Origin of the sequence: Uruburuella suis (genome assembly GCF_004341385.1) — a bacterium.
GTDB lineage: Bacteria > Pseudomonadota > Gammaproteobacteria > Burkholderiales > Neisseriaceae > Neisseria > Neisseria suis.
The window spans coordinates 1-5014 of sequence record NZ_SLXE01000059.1 but is presented as its reverse complement, the minus strand read 5'-3'; the positions used below and the strand labels follow the sequence as shown (position 1 = coordinate 5014).

Genomic DNA, 5014 nt, shown 5'->3' with positions numbered 1-5014 from the left:
AGGTCGGATTCTCGAATCCGACACTTGTTCGCAGAACAAGGCACGCACATCGCTTTGGCCGTTGGCCAAACGTCGGATTCAAGAATCCGACCTACACGGATGATGTTGCCGAACTGCTTTTATTTTGTAAGGTTATTTTTTAGAATTGGTATAAGACCGATTCAATATTCAAATCATTCCGACACAAAAGGCCGTCTGAAAAGGTTTTCAGACGGCCTTTTGCTGCTTCAAGCCAGCATTAAAGCGAAAGCACAAGCTCAAGCCGGCTTCACGCCGCTCAAGCCTTAGGCTCTTGCTGGGTGGTGCAGTGAATACCACCGCCACCGGCCGCGATGCCATCAATGTTGATTTGCACCACTTCGCGATCAGGGAACGCACGTTGCAGCGCTTTTTTAGCCGCCGCATCGGTACGCTTGTCGCCAAACTCCGGTGCAATCACGGCACCATTGCACACATAAAAATTGATGTAGCCGGCGGCAAAATCATCATTGGCAAAGTCTTCACGAATATCTGTCGGCGCTTCGAGCACCACCACATCCAGTTTGCGGCCTTGGGCATCGGTGGCCGCACGCAAAATGTCCAAATGGCGCTTGGTCACCGCATGGTCGAATGAATCAGGATCCGGGTCGTAACCGGCAACCACCACGCCGGGGCGGGCAAAGCGGGCATAAAAATCGGTGTGGCCGTCGGTGATGTCGCGCCCTTTGATGCCGGGCAGCCAAATGATTTTTTTCAACCCCAAAAGTTGCTTGAGCTCGCGCTCGCATTGTGCCTTGCTCACACCGGGGTTGCGGTTATCGTTGAGCACACAGCTCTCGGTGATAATGGCCGTGCCGTGCCCGTCCACCTCAATGCCGCCCCCCTCAAGAATCAAATTACTCTGTATGCGGGGCACGCCTGCCTGCTTGGCCACAAACGCAGCCACTTTAGCATCGCGGCTGAAAGTCTGCTTTTCGCCCCAGCCGTTGAAATTGAAATCCACCCCGGCTTTTTCACCTTTTTCGTTCACCACAAACACAGGCCCCGTGTCGCGCATCCATAAATCATCCAGCGGAAAAACAATCAGATCTATCTTATCGCCCATCAGCTTGCGCGCCACCGGCAAATCTTCTTGGCGCACCAACATGGAAACCGGCTCGTATCGGGCAATCGTCAGCGCAATCGTAGCCAAATTGCGCTGCACCTCGGGCAGAAGCCTTCTCCCCCACACTTTAGCGCTGGCGCCGAAAGCCATCCAGGTGCGCTTGTGCGGATCACCTTCATCCGGCATCACCCAGCCCGCTTTCGTGGCGGCCACCGCCAAAGATTCTTTGCCGGTGCCCAACAGCGCGCCCGCACCCAAAATACCCAAAGACTGTAAAACCGTACGCCGGGTTACCATAAAACATTCTCCTTAAAATAAATCAACTGCCTTTAAATAAAAAGCAGCCTGCTCAAGCCATCGGCATGGCTTCTAGCGAGCGATAATACATGATTTCGCTTATTACCAACAGCAAAATCTTCACCTCAAACGCAAAATGCTAAAATTTTATTTTTATATTTAATATATTGATTTATAAATATAATTTAAACATAAAAATATAAAATAATATTATCCATATGGTATAAACAAACTGCCATTTTGTTATGCTATTCAAAAGGCCGGCTCCGCCATATTTCCTTTGATAGGCAAAATGATTCTTTCTTTAAATAAACAAATAATGATAAATCCACTCACAACACGCTCCACCGCTTAATCACACATATAGAAAAGGCCGTCTGAATGTTCAGACGGCCTATCGTTTCAACCATTAAATTATGCATATACGCAACAATCCGTGCAGCGCGGATAGGCTCCCGCAAGCTGCCAATATTTGCCGTCGTTTGGTTTTATCAGTAAATAAAGACTATGTCCGCCTGAAAGCTTACAGGACTTATTGGTTGGCTTTACGTTCTTTATTTGGCGGTCGTTTATGGGCACCTAGGGGTCTTTTTTTCAGGGGGTATTTGTACGATACCCCTAAATATACCCCGTCTTTTTGGTTGATTCGATAGGATGGCGTTAGACGGCATTAGACAAGAAAGCGGAAAACCAAAACAGCCAAATCAGGCGCAAAGCCGCGCCTATCTTGGCTTTGGTTTACCGCATTAGACGGGATAAGACGTAAAAAAACAGCCTAGAAAATAGGCTGTTTCTTCACTTTGGTGCCGACAATGAGACTTGAACTCATACGACCTAGGGTCACTACCCCCTCAAGATAGCGTGTCTACCAATTTCACCATGTCGGCATAAACTTTAAATTGTCATTTTACTGCTGCGGTGAGGAACCGCTGTTTTGCTCGGAAGATTGTCCTGCCGGTTGCTGCTGGGTTTGCGCCGGCTGGCTTTGCTCTACCGTGCTGAAATCCAAACCATGGTTGTTCGCATTGGTATGGATATAAACTAAGGCCATGCAACTTGCGAAAAATACAGTAGCGGCAATAGCGGTGCTTCGGCTTAAAAAGTTGGCATTGCCACCCGAGCCGAACACGCCTTGCGCGCTGCCGCTGCCCGAGCCGAATGTTGCGCCGGCATCAGCGCCTTTGCCTTGCTGCATCAACACCAACACAATCACAACCAATGCGGCGAAAATGTTGATGATCCAAATAACGGTTTTAAAGGCTTCCATATTTTCTACGATTCTTGCGCCGCATTTATGATGGCAGTAAACGAATCGTAGGCTAACGATGCGCCGCCGACCAATGCGCCGTCAACACAGGGCACAGCAAAAATGTCTGCAGCGTTGCCTGCATTCACACTTCCACCGTAAAGAACGCGGATTCTAACACCTTCACTACATAAAGACAAGATTTGTTCGTAAATAAATGCGTGCATTTCTGCAATTTGTGCCACCGTAGCCACTTTGCCCGTGCCAATCGCCCACACCGGCTCATAAGCCACGGCAATATCTTGCGTGTCGAGGCCAGCCAAAATCGATAATTGATGTGCAATCACGTCTTTTGCCTTGCCCGATTCCCGCTCTTCCAAGCTCTCGCCCACGCACAGCAGGGGCGTTAGACCGACATTCAATACGTTTTCCATTTTCTGACGCTGAATCTCATTTTTCTCGCCAAAATAAAGGCTGCGTTCCGAGTGGCCGATCAGCACGATATCCACGCCGGTGTCGGCCATCATTTCAGCAGAAACCTCGCCCGTGTAAGCGCCGTTGCCAGGGAAACGGCTCACATCCTGTGCACAAGTCAGAATGCGGTTGTTCAGCACAATCTGCATGGCGTTGTGCAATTGCAACAAATATACTGTAGGCGCAGCCAAACCGATACACACTTTATCCGCCTGAGGCAATATGCGGAAACGGTGCATCAGCGCATTATTATTTTGCAGCCGGCCGTTCATTTTCCAGTTGCCGATGACCCATTTCTGCTCCCACATGATATTCATTCCTTTTATTCTGCCACGCCGACACATTTCTTCGGCATATTCCATAATCTAAGCCACAATGTAGGAAAGTGTAGTGAATTATGAATAAATTAGCAATACCGTTGCCACAAACGACTTGATTTGCCGTTTATTCAGACGGCCTTTTACCGCTTCAATATATTCGATATACATTTCAATCGATTTTATTTTGAAATGTTCTGCACCCATCCATCACACACAGCCAGCCAACAACTCCTCCCTGCAACGGCAAGCCGCTTGCCAACCGATGCACAGCAGGGCTGTTAAAACGCAGTCGAAACCATTATAATCAGTTGATTAAACCCACTCATTATCTGACACGACAAAATAGCGGAGCAGGAGCATAAAAATGAATTTCGAAAAAGCACGTTTTAACATGGTAGAACAACAAATTCGTCCTTGGGATGTGTTGGACTTCGATATTTTAGATGTTTTGGGTGAGATTCCGCGGGAAGATTTTGTTACCGAAGCACAGCAGCCTTACGCCTATTCCGATAAGACCCTGCCGCTGCCCAACGGCGGTAATATGCTGGAGCCGAAAATCGTTGCCCGCATGATACAGGCTTTAAAACTGACGCCATTGGACAAAGTATTGGAAGTAGGCACAGGCTCGGGCTATGCCACCGCTCTATTGGGAAAAATGGCCGCAGAAGTCATTACGGTCGACATTGATGCCGAACAACAAGCACGCGCAAAAACGGTATTGGATAATTTGGGCTACAAAAACATTACCTATCAAGTTGCCGACGGCCTTGCCGCAGAAATCGGCGGCGGTTTGTTTGATGCCATTTATATTGGCGGCGCAACCAATAACATTCCCGAGCAATTGAAAAATCAGCTCCATGAAAAAGGCGGCCATATGGTGGTGGTGGTAGGCGATGCCCCTGTTCAACGCGCCCTGTTGATTGTACGCGATGACAACAGCTTTACCGAGACCACACTTTTCGACACGCTGATTCCCAAGCTGACCAGCAAAGCAGACACGCCGGCCACAAACTTCACTTTCTAAAATCATCAAAGGCCGTCTGAAGATTCAGACGGCCTCATACTTAATAGACCCGAACTTTTATGAATAATATCCCCCAACTCACCCCTGCCGAATTACATCAATGGCTGCATGAAAACAAACCTGTGCTCTTGCTTGATGTCCGTGAAGATGAAGAAGTGGAATATTGCGCGCTGCCCGGGCATATCCATATTCCGATGAACCTTATCCCTTTGCGCCAAAACGAGCTGCCCGACGGCACACCTATCGTGGTTTACTGCCATCACGGCATACGCAGCCTTTACGCAGCCATGTATTTGTCTGAAGCCGGCTTCGATGATGTGTACAATTTGCAGGGCGGCATAGATGCTTGGGCGCAAGAAATAGATACTGCCATGCCGCGCTATTGAACCTTATCGCACCCTCAATGCTGTCCGAACCCTTTCAGACGGCATTTTTCTCTTCCGGCTCTTCAGATACGGTTAGAACCTTAAGCCTTCACCGCACATATATAAAACACGCCGTCTGAACGCTTCTCTGCTCCCTGCTTGCCAATCGCGCCCCCATCGCCCCCAATCGAGCACCACGCAAAC

General features: G+C 48.7%; 6 protein-coding genes and 1 tRNA gene. 3 read left to right on the top strand and 4 right to left on the bottom strand.

Features of this window, described 5'->3' with window-relative positions; translation table 11 throughout:
* A partial coding sequence (locus tag EV680_RS12070) for a hypothetical protein (RefSeq protein WP_207894351.1) occupies positions 1-288 on the top strand: 288 nt, incomplete at its 5' end.
* On the opposite strand, the gene EV680_RS11825 is transcribed toward EV680_RS12070, so the two are convergent.
* The 4 genes from EV680_RS11825 to tpiA form a co-directional block, all read right to left on the bottom strand.
* The gene (locus EV680_RS11825; RefSeq protein ID WP_132954942.1) at positions 278-1381 is read right to left on the bottom strand and encodes an agmatine deiminase family protein; all 1104 of its coding nucleotides are present in this window, start codon (positions 1379-1381) and stop codon (positions 278-280) included. The genes EV680_RS12070 and EV680_RS11825 overlap by 11 nt on opposite strands.
* Before the next feature lie 801 nt (positions 1382-2182).
* A tRNA-Leu gene (locus EV680_RS11820) sits at positions 2183-2268 on the bottom strand.
* A gap of 20 nt (positions 2269-2288) precedes the next feature.
* Positions 2289-2648, bottom strand: a complete 360-nt coding sequence (gene secG / locus EV680_RS11815) for a preprotein translocase subunit SecG (protein WP_132954941.1) — start codon at positions 2646-2648, stop codon at positions 2289-2291.
* A 5-nt stretch (positions 2649-2653) separates the two neighbouring features.
* Complete coding sequence (gene tpiA, locus EV680_RS11810; protein ID WP_165870948.1) at positions 2654-3409, bottom strand: triose-phosphate isomerase; 756 nt, start codon at positions 3407-3409, stop codon at positions 2654-2656.
* 376 nt (positions 3410-3785) lie between these two features.
* On the opposite strand from tpiA, the gene EV680_RS11805 reads away from it, so the two are divergent.
* Both EV680_RS11805 and EV680_RS11800 read left to right on the top strand, forming a co-directional pair.
* Positions 3786-4445 carry a protein-L-isoaspartate O-methyltransferase family protein gene (locus tag EV680_RS11805; RefSeq protein ID WP_132954940.1) on the top strand — a complete coding sequence of 220 codons (660 nt, stop codon included), beginning with the start codon at positions 3786-3788 and terminating at the stop codon, positions 4443-4445.
* Between the two features lie 59 nt (positions 4446-4504).
* Entirely contained in the window at positions 4505-4831 is a 327-nt protein-coding gene (locus EV680_RS11800; protein WP_132954939.1) for a rhodanese-like domain-containing protein, read from the top strand.
* The last annotated feature ends 183 nt before the right edge of the window (positions 4832-5014 follow it).